Origin of the sequence: Bradyrhizobium daqingense, from assembly GCF_021044685.1 — a bacterium.
Taxonomy (GTDB): Bacteria; Pseudomonadota; Alphaproteobacteria; order Rhizobiales; family Xanthobacteraceae; genus Bradyrhizobium; species Bradyrhizobium daqingense.
The window spans coordinates 37,191-53,868 of sequence record NZ_CP088014.1; the positions used below are offsets into that span (position 1 = coordinate 37,191).

The following is a 16,678-nucleotide window of genomic DNA, read 5'->3' on the forward strand; positions in this document are numbered from 1 at the left end:
CGCTACTCCCCTCAGCGCGCCGGGACCCGGCTCTGCGCCCAGCGCTGGAGCCGGTTGACCGCGAAGATGATGATGAAGGAGACGACGAGCATGACCACCGCGATGGCGGTCGCATCGGCGTAGCGGAATTCGGACAGGCGGATCACGATCAAGAGCGGCGCGATCTCGGAGACATTGGGCAGATTGCCCGCGATGAAGATCACCGAGCCGTATTCCCCGACCGCGCGGGCGAAGGCGAGCGCGAGCCCGGTGAGCAGCGCCGGCGCGAGCGAGGGCAGGATCACGCGGACGATGGTTTGCCAGCGGCTGGCGCCCAGGCTGCCCGCGGCCTCCTCGATCTCGGGGTCGAGATCCTGGAGCACCGGCTGCACGGTGCGGACCACGAAGGGAATGCCGATGAAGATCATGGCGACGAAGATGCCGACCGGGGTGAACGCGACCTTGAGGCCGAGCGCCGCGAGCGGCGCCCCCAGCCAGCCCTTCTCGGCGAACAGCGCGGTCAGCGCCACGCCGGCGACCGCTGTCGGCAGCGCGAACGGCACGTCGACGATGGCATCGAAGATGCGCCGGCCCGGGAAGCGGTAACGCACCAGCGCCCAGACGATGATGCTGCCCATCACCAGGTTGACGCAGGCCGCGGCAAAGGCGAGGCCGAAGGAGACGCGGAGCGCGTTGAGCGTGCGGCGGCTGGAGAGGATGTTCCAGAACTGCTCCGGACTGAGTTCGAGCGATCTCAGGAACAGGCCGGCGAGCGGAATCAGGATGATAACGGACAGCCAGGTCAGCGTCAGCCCCATGGTGAGACCGAAGCCCGGCAATGTCCGGCGTCTTGCTGCGAGTGCGCTCACCGGGCCCCCTGCTAAAAGCCTCCTAAGACAGCGCTCGATCAGTTCTTGTAGATCTGATCAAAGACGCCGCCGTCGGCGAAATGTTCCTTCTGCGCCTTGGTCCAGCCGCCGAAAACGTCGTCGATCGTGAACAGTTCGACCTTGGCAAAGGCATTCTCGTACTTCTTTGCAATCTCGGCGTCGCGAGGACGGTAGAAATTGCGCGCGGCGATTTCTTGAGCTTCCTTGGTATACCAATATTGCAAGTAGGCGTCAGCCGCGCTCCGCGTGCCTTTTTTGTCGGCAACCTTGTCGACGATGGTGACCGGCGGCTCCGCCAGAATCGATTGCGGCGGTGCCACGATCTCCAATTTGTTCGCACCGAACTCCTTCAGAGCCAGGAACGCCTCGTTCTCCCAGGCGAGCAGCACGTCGCCGACGCCGCGCTCGACAAAGGTCACGGTGGCGCCGCGCGCGCCGGTATCCAGCACCGGCACCTGCTGGAAGAGCTTCCCAACGAACTCCTTGGCCTTGTCGGCCGAACCGTATTTCTTTTGCGCAAAGCCCCAGGCCGCCAGATAATTCCAACGGGCGCCGCCCGAGGTCTTCGGGTTCGGCGTGATGATGGCGACACCCGGCTTGATCAGATCGTCCCAGTCCTTGATGACCTTGGGATTGCCCTTGCGCACCAGGAAGACGATGGTCGAGGTGTAGGGTGACGAATTCTGCGGCAGCCGCTTCTGCCAATCGGCCGCGGTGAGGCCCTTGTTCGCGATGGCGTCGATGTCATAGGCGAGCGCGAGCGTCACCACGTCGGCTTGCAAGCCGTCGATCACCGCGCGCGCCTGCGAACCGCTGCCGCCATGCGACTGCTTGATCTCGACGCTCTTGCCGGTCTCCTTCTGGTAGGCTGTCGCGAACGCCTTGTTGAATTCGGCATAGAGCTCCCGCGTCGGATCGTACGACACGTTCAACAGGTTGATATCCGCGGCGAGAGCCGAGCTTGCCCACAACAAGGTTGCCGCGAGCGGGACGATACGGCGCATCATGTCCATCTCCATTCACATCGACGACGTCGGCGTCGTCGATGGCACGCGGGCATAACTCGGGGCGAAACGCTCTTGAGTCAACGGAACCGGATTTTCTTGTTCGCAGCGTGGCAGCGTAAGCGTGCTAAGAAATCTTCATCGTGTGAATGCCACATTCTGTCTTGGCCCGCCCCCGCCACCGACCGGCGCGAGAATCTTCGTCCTCGGTCGTTCTGCTCGTGCAAGGCATACACCCGACCGACAGATATCCCGACGCAACCAGAGGATGCCGCGGTAATTTAGCGCGGGCGAAGATCGCCGCGATCTCCTCACGCGAGACGTTGGCGAAGGGATTGAACTTCAACCGCGCGCCGTCGTCCTCGACGACCGGGATGTCCGCGCGCGCGTTGCCCTGAAAACGCTTGCGGCCATTGATCCAGGCCGAGAACGGCCTCAGCGCACGTGCCAGCGGTTCCACCTTGCGAATGCGGCAGCAGGCGTCGGGATCGGAGAACCAGAGCTCGCGGTCGGGATCCTCGCGCGACAGCGTCTCTTCCGCGGGCTTGATCGACCGCACGTCCTCGAGGCCAAGCGCGGCGATCAGCGTGTCGCGATAGGCCAGCGTCTCCTCGAACAACCAGCCGGTGTCGAGAAAGATCACGGGGATCGCCGGATCGACCTCCGCCATGACCTTGAGCAGCGCGGCGGATTCCGTGCCGAAGGACGACACCAGCGCGAGCTTGTCGCGCCCGACCGTCTTCAGCGCCGCGGCGATGACCTCCGCCGGCGAGGCATCGCGCAAGGCGCGATCGAGCTCGTCCGCCGGCGGCAGCGCAGAGACGGACGAAACCTGAGCGGTGATCGCGTTCACGTGCCAACACCTTCGGAGTGGCGCAGCTGCATACGCCGGTGCAGCGCCGTGATCCGGCCGTCGCCGGTCGGCTGGTAGAACACCGAATAGCGCTTGGCTGTCTGCATGAAGGCTTCCGCGTCCGCCTGCTTCTTGACCTCGAAGGCGTCGAAGCCGGCGCGCAGCATGAACACGAACTGGTCGCGCAGCACCTGGCCGGTGGCACGCAATTCACCGCGGTAATTGTAGCGCTCGCGCAGCAGACGAGCCTGGCTGTAGGCGCGGCCGTCGCGGAAGGTCGGGAACACCAGCGCGACGGTCGCAAGCTTGCCGAGATACGGCACCAACTCGGCGATATCGCGGTTGTTCGGCCAGATCACGCCGACTTTGCCGGCGCGCTTGAACAACCCTTCCGCTTCACTCAGGAAACGTTCGGCCGGCACCAGGATGTCGCCGCTCTCCGGCAGCGGCGTATCGACGGCGAGCTTCGCGAAGCCGTCGCCCGTGATCTTTCCGCCGTTAACGAGTGGCATAGACGCGCTCCTTGAAGGGTTCGACGCCGAGGCGCTTCACCGTGTCCATGAACAGCTCCTCCGGCCGCTCACGCAGCGCCAGATAGGCCTCCACGACGTCTTCGATGACATCGGCAACTTCGTCGAACTTGACCCCGGGGCCGATCAGGGCCCCGAGGGCTGCGTTCTCGTCGGCACGACCACCGATGGTGATCTGATAGACCTCCTCGCCGTTCTTCTCGACGCCGAGAATGCCGATATGGCCGACATGGTGATGGCCGCAGGCATTGATGCAGCCGGAGATGTTGATGTGGAGCCGGCCGATCAAATTGGCGAGTTCGTGATTGGCGAACCGCCGGGTCAGCTCCTGCGCGATCGGGATCGAGCGCGCATTCGCCAGCGAGCAATAGTCGAGACCCGGGCAGGCGATGATGTCGGTGATCAGGTTGACGTTGGGCGTCGCGAGCCCGAGCTTGTCGAGCGCCTTCCACAGCGCGGGCAAATCGCGTTTGGCGACGTGCGGCAGCGCGAGGTTCTGCTCGTGGCCGACGCGGACCTCGCCGAAGGAATATTTGTCGGCGAGATCGGCCAGCGCGTCCATCTGCTCGGCTGTGGCGTCGCCCGGAGGCCCGCCGGTCGGCTTCAGCGAGATCGTGACGATGGAATAGCCCTGCACCTTGTGCGGGGCCACCGAGTTCTTGCGCCACGCTTCGAAATCGGGATCGGCCGCGGCCTGCCGCAACTCGTCCGGCATGTGCGGCAGCTTCTCGTAAGCCGGATAGGTGAAGCGCGAACGGATGTCTTCGATCACCTCGTCATCGATCTGGAGCGAGGAGTTGCGGATGTGCTGCCATTCCTCCTCGACCTCGCGGGAGAATTTCTCGATGCCGAGCTCGTGCACCAGGATCTTGATGCGCGCCTTGTAGATGTTATCGCGGCGGCCGTACTGGTTGTAGACGCGCAGGATCGCCTCGATGTAGCTGAGGATATCGCGGCCGTGCACGAAGTGCTTGATGGTCTTGGCGATGAACGGCGTGCGGCCGAGACCGCCGCCGACCAGGACCTCGAAGCCGGTCTCGCCCTTCTCGTTCTTGATCAGCCTCAAGCCGATGTCGTGGATCTTGATCGCCGCGCGGTCATGGTCCGATGCGGTGATCGCGATCTTGAACTTGCGCGGCAGGAACGAGAATTCCGGATGCAGCGTGGTGTGCTGGCGGATCAGCTCGGACCAGATGCGCGGATCCTCGATCTCGCCGGGCGCGACGCCGGCCCATTGGTCCGAAGTGACGTTCCGCATGTTGTTGCCGGAGGTCTGCATCGCGTGGATGCCGACTTTGGCGAGGTCTTCGAGTGCGTCCGGCAGCTCGGCGAGCTTGATCCAGTTGAACTGGATGTTCTGCCGCGTGGTGAAATGGCCGTAGCCACGGTCATACTTGCGCGCGACGTGCGCGAGTGCCCGCAGCTGGTCCGTCGCCAGCGTGCCGTAGGGGATCGCGACGCGGAACATATAGGCGTGCAGCTGCAGATAGACACCGTTCTGGAGCCGCAGGATCTTGAACTCGTCCTCGGTGAGCTCGCCGGAGAGGCGCCGCTTCACCTGGTCGCGGAACTCCGAGACGCGCTCGTTGACGAGCGTGCGATCGATTTCGTCGTAAGCATACATAAGAGAGTGCCTTAAACCTGGGCCGGCTGTCCGATGGTGACGCCGGTGCGGCGGATCTGTTCGCGCAGATTGCCGGGAACGATCTTGCCGTCCGCGCCGATCTGCACCGGCGCGATATAGGGACCGATCGCGCCGACGTCATCGGCGACGGACTCCGCAAGCAACGCCTTGGCCTCGTCGGAGTTGCGCACAATCACGGCTTCCGAGAGCTCCGCGGACCAGCCCTTGGCGGCAGTGCGGTACACCACGATGCCGTCCCAGGTGCGGTTGGCGGTCACGACCGAGGGGCCGGCGATTTTGATCTTCTTCTGTTCAAGCGGGGAGGTCATTCGGCTGCATCCAGGAGGTCAGAGATGATTTGAGCTGAGCTTTTCTTGAGGCTTTCGCGGCTGAGCGAGCCGGCATGCCGGACCACCTCGCCGATAATGAGAATGGCGGGACCGCCCTGGACCCGACGCACCAGTTCGGGCAGATCGCGCAGCGTGCCGATCGCTCCTTGCGCATCGGGACGCGTGACGCGGGCGAATACGCCGACCGGCGTCTCCGGCGAACGGCCGGCGGCAAAAAGGCCGGCGCGGATGGCGGGCGCGGCGGTCATGCCCATGTAGACGACGACGGTCATTCTGGTATCGGTCAGCGTCGACCAGTCCACGACTTCGGCATCGCGCGCCTTGTGCGCGGTGAGGAAAGTGATGCGGGTCGCTTCGTGGCGATAGGTGAGCGGCACCTCGAAATCAGCGGCGCCGCCGAGGCCTGCAGTGATGCCGGGGATGATCGAGTAGGCGACGCCTGCCGCGCGCAACGCTTCCACTTCTTCGCCGCCACGGCCGAACACGAAGGGATCGCCGCCCTTCAGCCGCACCACGCGCTGGCCGGCCTGCGCAGCCTCGATCATGCGCTTGTTGATGGCGTCCTGCCCGATGCCGGGCTTGCCGACGCGGCGGCCGACCGCAACGCGCGTGGTATCGCGGCGGATGCGGTCGAGAATGTCCGGCGAGACCAGCTCGTCATGGAAGACGATGTCGGCGTCCTGCAAGGCGCGCAGCGCCTTGATGGTGAGGAGATCGGGATCGCCGGGGCCGGCGCCGACCAGCGCGACCGAGCCTTCCGGCTTGTCCGCACGTGCGAATTCGGAGGGATCGGCAATCGCCGCGAGCGCGACGCCCGCCTCGCTTTTGCGGCCGGCGAGCACGGACGCTCCGATCGGACCGTCGATGACGCGCTCCCAGAAGCGGCGGCGCAGCGGAAACTCCGCGATACGCTCGTTGATGGATTTGCGGAAGCCGCCGATGAACTCGGCGAGCTCACCGATGCGGGCCGGCAGCAGCGCCTCGATCTTCTCGCGCACGCGTCGCGCCACGACCGGCGAGGTGCCGCCGGTGCCGACGGCGACCATGACATCGCCGCGATCGACGATCGCCGGGAAGATGAAGCTGGAATGTTCGAGATCGTCCATGACGTTGACCGGCAAGCCGAGCGTCTTGGCCCTCACCGACATGGCCACCCCGACATCACCGGCGCCCGCGCAGACGATGGCAATGACGCCCGACAGATCCGCCGTGAGCGGATCGCCTGCGGCGGTCTCGATCCGCGCGGCGTCTTCGGTGCTCAGCCCCAGATCCTGATCGCCGTCGATCGCATGCACGCGGACGCGCGCACCGGCCGCCGCAAGCACGCGCAGCTTGGCGCGCAACAGCTCGCCCGCGCCGATGAGGACCACCGGACCGGCCTTGAGATCGAAAAACACCGGCAAGAACCGCATGCGATACTCGCTTCCCCAAATCGGGGTTGACTGGAATTATTTTCTATATATGTCTCGTTTCGAGCGCGCAAAGAGAAAATTTTTTCTTCTCTTTCGCACTGCAACTATAGAATTTTCGCCTCCAAACGCAAAGTGGCAGAGATGCATTTTCTCAAGGACGATTCCGCTGCTGATCGACTGGGCAATCCGGCGCTGGCCGAGCGCGTGCGTGCGCAAGAATTTTCCGCCGAGCTTGCCCCGAGCATGGACCATCTCGATCAGCTCGAGGCGCAGAGCATCTACATCTTTCGTGAGGCATTCGCCCGGCTGAAGAAGATCGCTCTGCTGTGGTCGCTCGGCAAGGACTCCAACGTCATGATCTGGCTGGCGCGGAAGGCCTTCTTCGGCAAGATGCCGTTCCCCGCGCTTCATGTCGACACCGGCAAGAAGTTTCCGGAAATGTATCGCTTCCGCGATCATTACGGCAAAGAGTGGGATCTCGATCTGCGCGTCGAGCCCTGCCCGCCGATCGATGCCGTCGACCCGACGCTGCCGCCGGCCGCACGTTCCGCCGCGCGCAAGACCGAGGGCCTCAAGATGGCGCTCGCCAAATACGGCTTCGACGGCCTGATCGCCGGCATCCGCCGCGACGAAGAGGCGACGCGCGCCAAGGAGCGCGTGTTCTCGCCGCGCGGCCTCGAAGGCAATTGGGACGTGCGCGACCAGCCGCCGGAGTTCTGGGACCATTTCAACGCCTCGCCGCCGCAAGGCGCGCATTTGCGCATCCATCCGATCCTGCATTGGACCGAGGCCGACATCTGGGCCTACACCAAGCGCGAGAACATCCCGATCATCCCGCTTTATCTGTCGCAGAACGGCAAGCGCTATCGCTCGCTGGGTGACCAGGACATCACCAATCCGGTCGCCTCGAACGCTGCGAGCATCGACGAGATCCTGATCGAGCTCGAACAGACCAAGGTGCCGGAGCGTGCCGGACGCGCCCTCGACCACGAGACCGAAGACGCTTTCGAGCGTCTGCGCGTCGCCGGTTATCTCTGACCTCAAGGACGCACTGCGGCCATGAACATGATCGTCACGCCTGCCTCGCCCGCCACCCCGAACGGCACCACGCGTCCCCAGGTGCGTATCGTCATCGTCGGCCATGTCGATCACGGCAAGTCGACGCTGGTCGGCCGCCTGCTGCACGAGACCGGCAGCTTGCCTGAGGGCAAGCTCGAAATGCTCAAAGCCGTCAGCGCGCGGCGCGGCATGCCGTTCGAATGGTCGTTCCTGCTCGACGCGCTCCAGACCGAGCGCGATCAGGGCATCACCATCGACACCACGCAGATCCGCTTCCGCACCAATTCGCGCGACATCGTGCTGATCGACGCGCCGGGCCATGCCGAATTCCTCCGCAACATGATCACCGGCGCCTCGCAGGCCGATGGCGCGGTGCTGATCATCGACGCGCTCGAAGGCGTGCGCGACCAGACCCGTCGGCACGGCTATCTGCTGCATCTGCTGGGCGTGAAGCAGGTCGCTGTCGTCGTCAACAAAATGGACCGTGTCGATTTCAGCGCCGCGCGTTTCAAGGAAATCAGCGACGAGATCTCGGCGCATCTGCAAGGCCTCGGCGTGACGCCGACCGCGGTGATCCCGATCTCGGCCCGCGACGGCGACGGCGTCGCCGCGCGCACCGACCGGATCTCCTGGTACAAGGGACCGACGGTGGTCGAGGCACTGGACCGGCTCGAGCCGGCGCGGCCGCTGGAAGCGCTGGCACTGCGGCTGCCGGTGCAGGCGATCTACAAGTTCGACGATCGCCGCATCGTGGCGGGCCGGATCGAATCCGGCAGCCTGGTTGCCGGCGACGAGATCGTGATCATGCCGGCCGGCAAGATCGCCAAGATCAAGACGGTCGAAAGCTGGCCGGTGACGCCCGTCGCGGGACGGCAGGGCGCCGGCCGCTCGGTCGGCATCACGCTGGACCGTGAGCTCTTCATCGAGCGCGGCGACATCGTCGCACATGCGGGCAGCGCACCGCGCGAGACGCGGCGGCTGCGCGCGCGGATCTTCTGGCTGCACGACAAGCCGCTCGCCAAGGGTGACCAGCTGCTGGTGCGCTGCGGGCCGAAGGAAAGCCGCGCCACCGTCGTCGCCATCGAGAAGGCGGTCGATCCCGGTGAATTGTCGAGCAGCGAGAATAAGGCGATCGGCCGCAACCATGTCGGCGAGATCGACATTTCCCTGTCGAGCCCGATTGCCACCGATCCCTATACCGACAATCCGCGCACCGGCCGGCTCGTGATCGAAGTGTCCGGACGAATCGCCGGTGGCGGCCTCGTGCTGTCGGTCGACGCTGGCCAACGCGCCGTGCCTGTTGACATCGTGCCGGTGGAATCGGCGCTGCGGCCCGACGAGCGCTCCGCGCGCTACCGCCACAACGGTGCCGTGGTCTGGCTGACCGGCCTGCCCGCCTCCGGCAAGTCGACGCTTGCCAAAGCGCTGGAGCGGCGGCTGTTCAGCAATGGCGGCTCGCCAATCCTGCTCGACGGCGACACGATCCGCGCCGGTCTCAACAGCGATCTCGGCTTCTCTGCGACTGATCGCAGCGAGAACATCCGCCGCCTCGCCGAGGTCGCGACGCATCTCGCCCGCAACGGCCACATCGCCATCGTCGCCGCGGTTTCACCAGCCCGCGAGGACCGCGCCACCGCGCGGCGCATCGCCGACACCGCGTTCCGCGAGATCCATGTCGCGACGCCGGCCGAGGTGTGCGAGGAGCGCGACCCCAAGGGCCATTACAAGAAGGCCCGTGCCGGCGCGCTCACCTCGTTCACCGGCATCGGCAACGACTATGAAGCGCCGCAAGCGGCCGAGCTCGTGATCGACACGTCGGCACGGACGGTCGCTGAAGCCGCCGACGAAATCGAGCAGATGCTCAAGAGCACCGGCGTGCTGTTCGACGAAGTCGTGGACCTCGCCGCGAACATTTGAGGCGTGACTTCATCCCCCGCTGTCGTCGCCCGGCGTGACCGGACGACCCAGTATTCCAGAGACGGCGTTGGGATACGGGCAAGCCGCGGCGTACTGGATTCCCCGCCTTCGCGGGGAATGACAGCGATGCCCTGGCCTCGCCGCTTTACTTGACATTTTGACAAGCCCCTAGGGGTCTTCTCACCGCCCCTTTTTTGAGGCTAATAGGCCCCCGAAAGTCGCCCCCAGCGGGCGCATTTTGCTGCTGTCGGGTCGAAAGCAGCCAAAAACAGCCATTTCCAACAAGAAAGCCCATCATGAAACGCGTCGACGCCCACGGATTGAAGATCGCTCCCGTCCTGTTCGATTTCATCGCCAAGGAAGCGACCCCGAAAACGGGGATCGCGCCGGATGCGTTCTGGGCCGGGCTTGCTGGCATCATCAAGGAGCTGGGGCCGAAGAACAGGTCACTGCTCGCATTCCGCGACACGCTTCAGGCCAAGATCGACGACTGGCACCGCGCCAACAAGGGCAAGGCGTTCGATCTCGATGCCTACACCGCCTTCCTGAAGGAGATCGACTATCTCGTCCCGGAGCCGGCGACGCAGAAGGTCGAAACTGCCAATGTCGACGAGGAGATCGGCAAGATCTGCGGCCCGCAGCTCGTGGTGCCGCTCACCAATGCGCGCTACGCGCTGAACGCGGCGAATGCGCGCTGGGGTTCGCTCTATGATGCCTTCTACGGCACCGATGCGATTCCGCACGATCCGTCCGAGAGCGGCAACGGTTACAACAAGGCGCACGGCGACAAGGTGATCGCCAAGGCCAAGGCGTTCCTCGACGCCGCCGCGCCGCTGGCGACCGGCAGCCACACCGACGTCACCGCCTACAGCGTCGTCGCAGGTCAGCTCGCGGTGAAGCTGAAGAGCGGCAACGCGTCCGCGCTGAAGAACGCCGCCCAGTTCGCCGGCTTCCAGGGCGATGCGGCAGCTCCAAGCGCGGTGTTGCTCGTCAACAACGGCCTGCATGTCGAGGTCAAGATCGACCGCAGCAGCGCGATCGGCAAGGACGATCCGGCCGGCGTTGCCGACATGATCATGGAATCCGCGGTCTCGACCATCCTCGACATGGAAGACTCGGTCGCCGCCGTCGATGCCGAAGACAAGGTGCTGGTCTACCGCAACACGCTCGGCCTGATGAACGGCACGCTGTCGGCCGATTTCGAGAAGGGCGGCAAGACCCTGACGCGCTCGCTCAATGCCGACCGCCTTTACAAGACGCCCGACGGCAAGGGCGAGCTCAAGCTGCACGGCCGCAGCCTGCTGCTGATGCGCAATTGCGGTCACCATATGTTCACCGACGCGGTGCTGGACGAGAAGGGTGAGGAAATTCCGGAAGGCCTGCTCGATGCCGCCGTCTCCGGCCTGCTCGCCATTCACGACCTCAAGGGCAACTCCAAGGTCAAGAACAGCCGCACCGGATCGGCCTATATCGTCAAGCCGAAGATGCACGGTCCCGAGGAGGTGTCACTGACCTGCGAGATCTTCGACCGCGTCGAGAAGATGCTGGGCCTGCCCGAAAACACGCTGAAGGTCGGCATCATGGACGAGGAGCGGCGCACCACCGTCAACCTCAAGGCCTGCATCCAGCGCGCCTCCAAGCGCATCATGTTCATCAACACCGGCTTCCTCGACCGCACCGGTGACGAGATCCACACCTCGATGGAGGCGGGTCCGATGATCCGCAAGAACGAGATGAAGGCGCAGGCCTGGATCAAGGCCTATGAGGACTGGAACGTCGACATGGGCCTGATCGATGGTCTCCCCGGCCATGCCCAGATCGGCAAGGGCATGTGGGCCGCGCCCGACAAGATGGCGGACATGCTGGCGCAAAAGCTCGCCCATCCGCAGGCCGGCGCCACCACCGCCTGGGTGCCCTCGCCGACCGCCGCGACCCTGCACGCGCTGCACTACCACCAGGTCAACGTCGTTGCGCGTCAGCAGGAGCTCACCAAGGGCGGGCCGCGCGCAAAGCTCTCGGACATCCTCACCATTCCGGTATCGAAGTCGAACTGGGCGCCCGACGACGTCAAGCAGGAGATCGACAACAACTGCCAGGGCATCCTCGGCTATGTCGTGCGCTGGATCGACCAGGGCGTCGGCTGCTCCAAGGTGCCCGACATCCATGATGTCGGCCTGATGGAAGACCGCGCCACCTTGCGCATCTCCAGCCAGCATCTCGCCAACTGGCTGCATCAGGGCGTGATCACCGAGGCCCAGGTGATGGAATCGCTCAAGCGCATGGCCGTCGTCGTCGACAAGCAGAACGCCGGCGATCCCATCTACAAGCCGATGGCGCCCGCCTTCGACGGCGTCGCCTTCAAGGCGGCCTGCGATCTCATCTTCAAAGGCCGCGAGCAGCCGAACGGATACACCGAATACATCCTCACCGCGCGCCGCCGCGAGGCCAAGTCTCTTGGATGACAAGCCTCGTGAATGACAAGGCTCTTGGATGACAAGGCGGCGGGCCGACCCGGTCAGTTGAACGTCAAAAACCCCGGTGCAAGCCGGGGCTTTTATTGGACGAAACGTCGCGATGCACCGCGGAACTGGCTGCGCGGCGCTCGCGTTGTCCGGCCATCATCAACCAACGGGAGATGGTCATGGACTGGAATCGGATCGAAGGAAACTGGAAGCAATTCAAGGGCTCGGCCAAGGAGAAATGGGGCAAGCTCACGGACGACGACCTTCAATTGATCGAGGGTCGGCGCGAGCAGCTCGAGGGCCGACTTCAGGAGCGCTACGGCAAGGCCAAGGATCAGGTCCGCCAGGACGTCGACGACTGGCTCAAGTCGCTGCATTAAGACAGCAAGAAAGAAGCCCCGGCCCAGGCCGGGGCTTTTTCTTCGACGTGTAGCCCGGATGAGCGAAGCGACATCCGGGACCTTTGTCGCGGCGCCCCGGATCGCTTTGCTCATCCGGGCTGCGAACCGCGCTAGAATACCGCCAGATATTTCAGCAGCGACACGATACCGATGATGATGACGATCACGCGCGCAATCTGCTTGGCGCGGCCGTCCATCGGCAACATGTTGATGAGATAAAGCACGAGAATGACGACGAGAAAGGTGACGAGTACGCCGACCAGCATCGCTAGGACCCCCCTTCAGGCAAATTGCCGACCCTACTCTAACGCCCACCCTGCTCGTCGGTTCCACTCCAGCAACCCATTGCAACTTCTAGTATTTCCGTAGTTCTACGATCGGCCGACCTGCCTAAAACTTTACCCTTTTGCTCTCAGATGCAGAAACCGTTAGGGCCGTCGGCCGCAAAACCATGCGACGCCGGAGCTGCTACGCGCCCATTTGTCGGTGTTGCCGGGCGTCTTCGCGGGAAATTGGGGGACTTCGATGCTGAATCGTCTGACCGTATCCGCGCTGTTGAAGGCGGTGATCGCGATCACGTCGGTCTGCGTGGTGATCGCGCTCTCGCTCACCGCCTACGAATCCTGGGATCGCCTGAAAACCGCGAGCCGTATCTCGCAGATCGCGGGCGCGTCCGCCGACCTGTTCAAGGCGATGCACAATCTGCGCACCGATCGCTCCACCACCAACCGGCTGCTGAACGCGACCGAGCCGATGGACGCCGAGATCGAGAAATATCTCCGTGGATTGCGCGATACCGAGATGCCGGCCATGGCGCGCGCGCTCGAACTGCTGCCGACGATGAGCTTCCCGCAATCAGGCACGCTGGTGCCTGAGCTCGCGCGGCTCTACAAATTGCTGAGCGAACAGCAGAAACAGTTCTGGGAGGAAGTCGCCAAGCCCAAGGACCAGCGCCGTGCCGGCCTGCCCAAGGAATATATGGAGACGACCCAGGGCCTGCTCGAAACGCTCGACAAGCTTTCCAATGTCCTGGCCGCCACCGTCAACCACCAGGACGCCGTGATCGACCAGTTGCTGGCGATCAAGCAGACCGCCTGGCTGCTGCGCAACACCGCCGGCGAAGCTTCGCTGGTCGTTTCGACCGGGCTTGCCGCCGGCAAGATCACGCCCGAGGCCCGCCAGTCCTACGTGCAATATGTCGGCGGCACCGCCGCGATGTGGAAGGCGCTGGAATTGTCGACCTCCGGCATGCAATTGCCGCCCGCGCTCGTCTCGGCCATGGCCGCGGCCAAGACTGCTTACTTCGATCCACAATATCTCGCCCTGCGTGACCGCCTTGCGGACACGCTGGTCAAGGGCGAAAAGGCCGAGATGACCGCCAATCAGTGGAGTCCGGTCACGGTCGGCCGCCTGGCGAGTGCCGTCGCAGTGGCGGAGGCTGCGCTCGACGCCGCCAAGGCCCATACGCTGGAGCAACACGGCGCCGCGCAGCGCGCACTGATCCTGCAGCTCGCCCTCCTGGCGCTCGCGATCGGTCTCGCCGTCGCCGCAGTCATGCTGGTCAACCGTCGCGTCATCGATCCGCTCAACACCATCCGCGACGCGATGCTCAAGGTCGCCGGCGGCGACCTTGCCATCGACAGCGGCTATCTCGACCGCCAGGATGAGATTGGCGCCCTTGCCGGCGCGTTGGAAACCTTCAAGCAGCAGGCCGCCGAGAAACTGAGGATCGAGGCGCAGGAGCGCGAACGCAATGTCGGCGCCGCCGCGCGCCAGCGCGCGGTCGAGGCCTATGTCGGCGAGTTCGAGGGCGCGGTGCGCAAGACGCTCGGCGAATTGAGCGAAGCTTCCGGCGAGATGCGCAAGACCTCGGGCGACCTCTCCGCCGTGTCGCGCCAGACCAATGACCGCGTCCAGGTGGCCGGCAAGGCCTCCAATGATGCCTCCATGAGCGTCGACAGCGTGGCCGCCGCCGCCGAGGAGCTCTCGGCCTCGATCAACGACATCAGCCAACAGGCCGCCCATGCCGCGGGCATCGCCAGCCGCGCCGTGAACCAGGCGCGCGAAACCGACAGCACCGTGCAGGGGCTGGCGCAATCGGCGGGCCGCATCGGCGAGGTCGTCGGCTTGATCAATACGATCGCGGCGCAGACCAATCTGCTCGCGCTCAACGCCACGATCGAGGCCGCGCGTGCCGGCGAAGCGGGGCGCGGATTTGCGGTCGTCGCCTCCGAAGTGAAATCGCTCGCGAGTCAGACCGCGAAAGCGACCGAAGAGATCTCCGAGCAGATCGCCGACATCCAGAAGGTCGCTGGCGATGCCATCAACGCCATTCAGGCCATCGGCGGCATCATCGGCGAAGTGAACGAGGTCGCGACCGCGATTGCGGCTGCCGTGCAGGAGCAGGGCGCAGCCACGCAGGAGATCACCCGCAGCACGCAATATGCCGCGCAGGGCACCAAGAACGTCTCGGACAACATCACGGGCGTCAAAGCCGATGCGGACGCCGCAGCCGGTGCTGCGGAGAACGTCAAGCACGCCTCGGAGACGCTCGAGATCCAAAGCCGCCAGCTCGGTGAGCAGGTCAGCGATTTCCTGGGCAAGATCCGCGCGGCGTAGCACGCCAACGCGCCGCTCTCGATGTCGTCCTGGCGGAAGCCAGGACGACATCGAAGAGCTTCCTCTATTCCTTCGCCACCACCGGCACCTGGCGGAATCTGGCCCGCACCGAGTCCGGCAGGGGCGAGAAATTCATCGCGACGCCGCGGCGGTCGTTGGCATTGCGCGTTGCGACCACCAGGCCGCCAGCGCCCGCGACGATATCACCCTTGCGCAAGGTGGGGTCGTCCTCGACCTTGACCTGGGCGAGCCCCACCGGATCCTTGCCGTTGCAGGTGCAGCCCGTGACGATTTCGTTGCGGTAGCGGAAGGCGTTCGGCAGGTCGGAATAGGACTTTCCGTTCTGCGTCGTGGCGTCGTCGATATTGCTGCCATAGACCAGTGAGGTTTCGGACGCCGGGCAAAAGCTCTTGCAGGATTGCGCCTTGCTTTCGGCATCGCTTCCCTGCGCCGGGAAATAGCGTCCGTCACATCCGCGCACGCAATAGGCGGTGCCGCCGCCATAGGCGGCCCGCTGTCGCGGCACATCGTAGCGCGGCACGTCGTCATGCGGGAACGGTGTCCGGATCTCCGGCGGCGGCCGCATCCGGAAGCCGCCGAACAATTGGGAGAAGAAGTCCTGCGCATGCGCCGACGGCGCCAGCGCGAGACCAAGAGAGGCTATCGCAACAAAGGCTGCGGCAGCACCAGCCAGCTTGGCGATCGACCGTGTTCTCATGTGACCTCATTCAAACCAAAGGCGCGCTTCGTCCCGAATGCGGGTTAGTTCACCGACGACGCCGAAATGTTCAGCGCCTGCCGGCCCGAAGGCAGCGCGGTCACCGCCGGACGCTTGCGCACGGAATCGCCTCCCCTGGCCATCAGAGGCGCGTTCTTCGGCAGCACCACGACCTTGGCACCGACATTGACGCGGCCGAAGAGGTCGATGACGTCCTCATTGGTCATGCGGATGCAGCCGGACGAGACGAACTTGCCGATGGTGCTGGGATCGTTGGTGCCGTGGATGCGGTATTCGCTCGAGCCGAGATACATCGCGCGTGCCCCGAGCGGGTTGCCAGGACCACCGGCGACGAAACGCGGCAGATAGGGCTGGCGCGCGATCATCTGGGCCGGCGGGTGCCAGTCCGGCCACTCCGCCTTGCGGCTGACGCTCTGCACACCCGACCAGGTGAATCCCTCGCGACCGACGCCGACGCCGTAGCGGACGGCGCGCCCCTGGCCGAGCACGTAATAGAGATAGGTGTTGTTGGTATCGATGACGATGGTGCCGGCCGGCTCGCCCCTGTCGAAGCTGACGATCTGCCTGCGCAGACGGTCGGGCAGTTGCGCATCCTCATCGGTGGCCTGCGGCGACTCGTTGACGTCGCCTCGGGCGTAGCCTTGCGGGTATCCCGGAGCAAAACCTTGGGAATAGCCCTGGTCCTGCGGATAGGCCAGCGGCTGCATCGGCGCATGGCCGAACGTCTGGGCGCTCGCACCAGTGAGGGGCAAAGTGAGCAATACGGTCGCGAATGCACAGATCGTGACGGCGCGCGGTGAGAAGCGGCGGACGAGAGAGAACCTTGTCATGTGCTGCCC

15 protein-coding genes are annotated in these 16,678 nt (G+C 64.7%); 5 read left to right on the forward strand and 10 right to left on the reverse strand.

Going from position 1 to position 16,678, the window contains the following annotated elements:
• Positions 1-11: 11 nt before the first annotated feature.
• The 7 genes from cysT to cysG all read right to left on the reverse strand — a co-directional run bounded on the left by cysT (position 12) and on the right by cysG (position 6,642).
• The gene (gene cysT, locus LPJ38_RS00165) at positions 12-797 is read right to left on the reverse strand and encodes a sulfate ABC transporter permease subunit CysT (protein ID WP_231088705.1); all 786 of its coding nucleotides are present in this window, start codon (positions 795-797) and stop codon (positions 12-14) included.
• 89 nt (positions 798-886) lie between these two features.
• Complete coding sequence (locus tag LPJ38_RS00170; protein WP_145630884.1) at positions 887-1,888, reverse strand: sulfate ABC transporter substrate-binding protein; 1,002 nt, start codon at positions 1,886-1,888, stop codon at positions 887-889.
• 112 nt (positions 1,889-2,000) lie between these two features.
• Entirely contained in the window at positions 2,001-2,726 is a 726-nt protein-coding gene (locus LPJ38_RS00175; protein WP_145630883.1) for a phosphoadenylyl-sulfate reductase, read from the reverse strand.
• Positions 2,723-3,238, reverse strand: coding sequence for a DUF934 domain-containing protein (locus LPJ38_RS00180; RefSeq protein ID WP_145630882.1), 516 nt, complete (start codon positions 3,236-3,238; stop codon positions 2,723-2,725). The genes LPJ38_RS00175 and LPJ38_RS00180 overlap by 4 nt, the downstream gene beginning before the upstream one ends.
• Complete coding sequence (locus LPJ38_RS00185; RefSeq protein WP_145630881.1) at positions 3,225-4,880, reverse strand: nitrite/sulfite reductase; 1,656 nt, start codon at positions 4,878-4,880, stop codon at positions 3,225-3,227. Before LPJ38_RS00185 ends, LPJ38_RS00180 begins: the two co-directional genes overlap by 14 nt.
• Before the next feature lie 11 nt (positions 4,881-4,891).
• Complete coding sequence (locus LPJ38_RS00190) at positions 4,892-5,209, reverse strand: DUF2849 domain-containing protein (protein ID WP_145630880.1); 318 nt, start codon at positions 5,207-5,209, stop codon at positions 4,892-4,894.
• Positions 5,206-6,642, reverse strand: a complete 1,437-nt coding sequence (cysG, locus tag LPJ38_RS00195; protein WP_145630879.1) for a siroheme synthase CysG — start codon at positions 6,640-6,642, stop codon at positions 5,206-5,208. Before cysG ends, LPJ38_RS00190 begins: the two co-directional genes overlap by 4 nt.
• 243 nt (positions 6,643-6,885) lie before the next feature.
• Here cysG and cysD point away from each other — a divergent pair, with 243 nt between their 5' ends.
• The 4 genes from cysD to LPJ38_RS00215 all read left to right on the forward strand — a co-directional run bounded on the left by cysD (position 6,886) and on the right by LPJ38_RS00215 (position 12,460).
• The gene (gene cysD, locus LPJ38_RS00200; protein ID WP_008546797.1) at positions 6,886-7,680 is read left to right on the forward strand and encodes a sulfate adenylyltransferase subunit CysD; all 795 of its coding nucleotides are present in this window, start codon (positions 6,886-6,888) and stop codon (positions 7,678-7,680) included.
• Between the two features lie 21 nt (positions 7,681-7,701).
• The gene (gene cysC / locus LPJ38_RS00205) at positions 7,702-9,618 is read left to right on the forward strand and encodes an adenylyl-sulfate kinase (protein WP_145630878.1); all 1,917 of its coding nucleotides are present in this window, start codon (positions 7,702-7,704) and stop codon (positions 9,616-9,618) included.
• A 296-nt stretch (positions 9,619-9,914) separates the two neighbouring features.
• Positions 9,915-12,080: a malate synthase G gene (locus LPJ38_RS00210; protein ID WP_145630877.1), complete on the forward strand. Its 2,166-nt coding sequence runs from the start codon at positions 9,915-9,917 to the stop codon at positions 12,078-12,080.
• A 179-nt stretch (positions 12,081-12,259) separates the two neighbouring features.
• Positions 12,260-12,460: a CsbD family protein gene (locus LPJ38_RS00215; protein ID WP_008546815.1), complete on the forward strand. Its 201-nt coding sequence runs from the start codon at positions 12,260-12,262 to the stop codon at positions 12,458-12,460.
• A 131-nt stretch (positions 12,461-12,591) separates the two neighbouring features.
• Here LPJ38_RS00215 and LPJ38_RS00220 read toward each other — a convergent pair whose 3' ends face one another.
• On the reverse strand, positions 12,592-12,747 hold the full coding sequence (locus LPJ38_RS00220) for a Thivi_2564 family membrane protein (RefSeq protein WP_008546817.1): 156 nt from the start codon (positions 12,745-12,747) through the stop codon (positions 12,592-12,594).
• A 259-nt stretch (positions 12,748-13,006) separates the two neighbouring features.
• Here LPJ38_RS00220 and LPJ38_RS00225 point away from each other — a divergent pair, with 259 nt between their 5' ends.
• A complete protein-coding gene (locus tag LPJ38_RS00225) occupies positions 13,007-15,100 on the forward strand; it encodes a methyl-accepting chemotaxis protein (RefSeq protein WP_145630876.1) in 2,094 nt (697 codons plus the stop codon).
• 64 nt (positions 15,101-15,164) lie between these two features.
• On the opposite strand, the gene LPJ38_RS00230 is transcribed toward LPJ38_RS00225, so the two are convergent.
• Positions 15,165-15,818, reverse strand: coding sequence for a DUF2865 domain-containing protein (locus tag LPJ38_RS00230; RefSeq protein WP_145630875.1), 654 nt, complete (start codon positions 15,816-15,818; stop codon positions 15,165-15,167).
• A gap of 44 nt (positions 15,819-15,862) precedes the next feature.
• Entirely contained in the window at positions 15,863-16,669 is an 807-nt protein-coding gene (locus LPJ38_RS00235; RefSeq protein ID WP_167520391.1) for a L,D-transpeptidase, read from the reverse strand.
• Positions 16,670-16,678: the final 9 nt, after the last annotated feature.

Coding starts and splice junctions, on each gene's coding strand:
- cysT (WP_231088705.1), bottom strand. CDS start 797: ATGGGGCTGACGCTGACCTGGCTGTCCGTTATCATCCTGATTCCGCTC.
- LPJ38_RS00170 (WP_145630884.1), bottom strand. CDS start 1,888: ATGGAGATGGACATGATGCGCCGTATCGTCCCGCTCGCGGCAACCTTG.
- LPJ38_RS00180 (WP_145630882.1), bottom strand. CDS start 3,238: ATGCCACTCGTTAACGGCGGAAAGATCACGGGCGACGGCTTCGCGAAG.
- LPJ38_RS00185 (WP_145630881.1), bottom strand. CDS start 4,880: ATGTATGCTTACGACGAAATCGATCGCACGCTCGTCAACGAGCGCGTC.
- LPJ38_RS00190 (WP_145630880.1), bottom strand. CDS start 5,209: ATGACCTCCCCGCTTGAACAGAAGAAGATCAAAATCGCCGGCCCCTCG.
- cysG (WP_145630879.1), bottom strand. CDS start 6,642: ATGCGGTTCTTGCCGGTGTTTTTCGATCTCAAGGCCGGTCCGGTGGTC.
- cysD (WP_008546797.1), top strand. CDS start 6,886: ATGGACCATCTCGATCAGCTCGAGGCGCAGAGCATCTACATCTTTCGT.
- cysC (WP_145630878.1), top strand. CDS start 7,702: ATGAACATGATCGTCACGCCTGCCTCGCCCGCCACCCCGAACGGCACC.
- LPJ38_RS00210 (WP_145630877.1), top strand. CDS start 9,915: ATGAAACGCGTCGACGCCCACGGATTGAAGATCGCTCCCGTCCTGTTC.
- LPJ38_RS00215 (WP_008546815.1), top strand. CDS start 12,260: ATGGACTGGAATCGGATCGAAGGAAACTGGAAGCAATTCAAGGGCTCG.
- LPJ38_RS00220 (WP_008546817.1), bottom strand. CDS start 12,747: ATGCTGGTCGGCGTACTCGTCACCTTTCTCGTCGTCATTCTCGTGCTT.
- LPJ38_RS00225 (WP_145630876.1), top strand. CDS start 13,007: ATGCTGAATCGTCTGACCGTATCCGCGCTGTTGAAGGCGGTGATCGCG.
- LPJ38_RS00230 (WP_145630875.1), bottom strand. CDS start 15,818: ATGAGAACACGGTCGATCGCCAAGCTGGCTGGTGCTGCCGCAGCCTTT.
- LPJ38_RS00235 (WP_167520391.1), bottom strand. CDS start 16,669: ATGACAAGGTTCTCTCTCGTCCGCCGCTTCTCACCGCGCGCCGTCACG.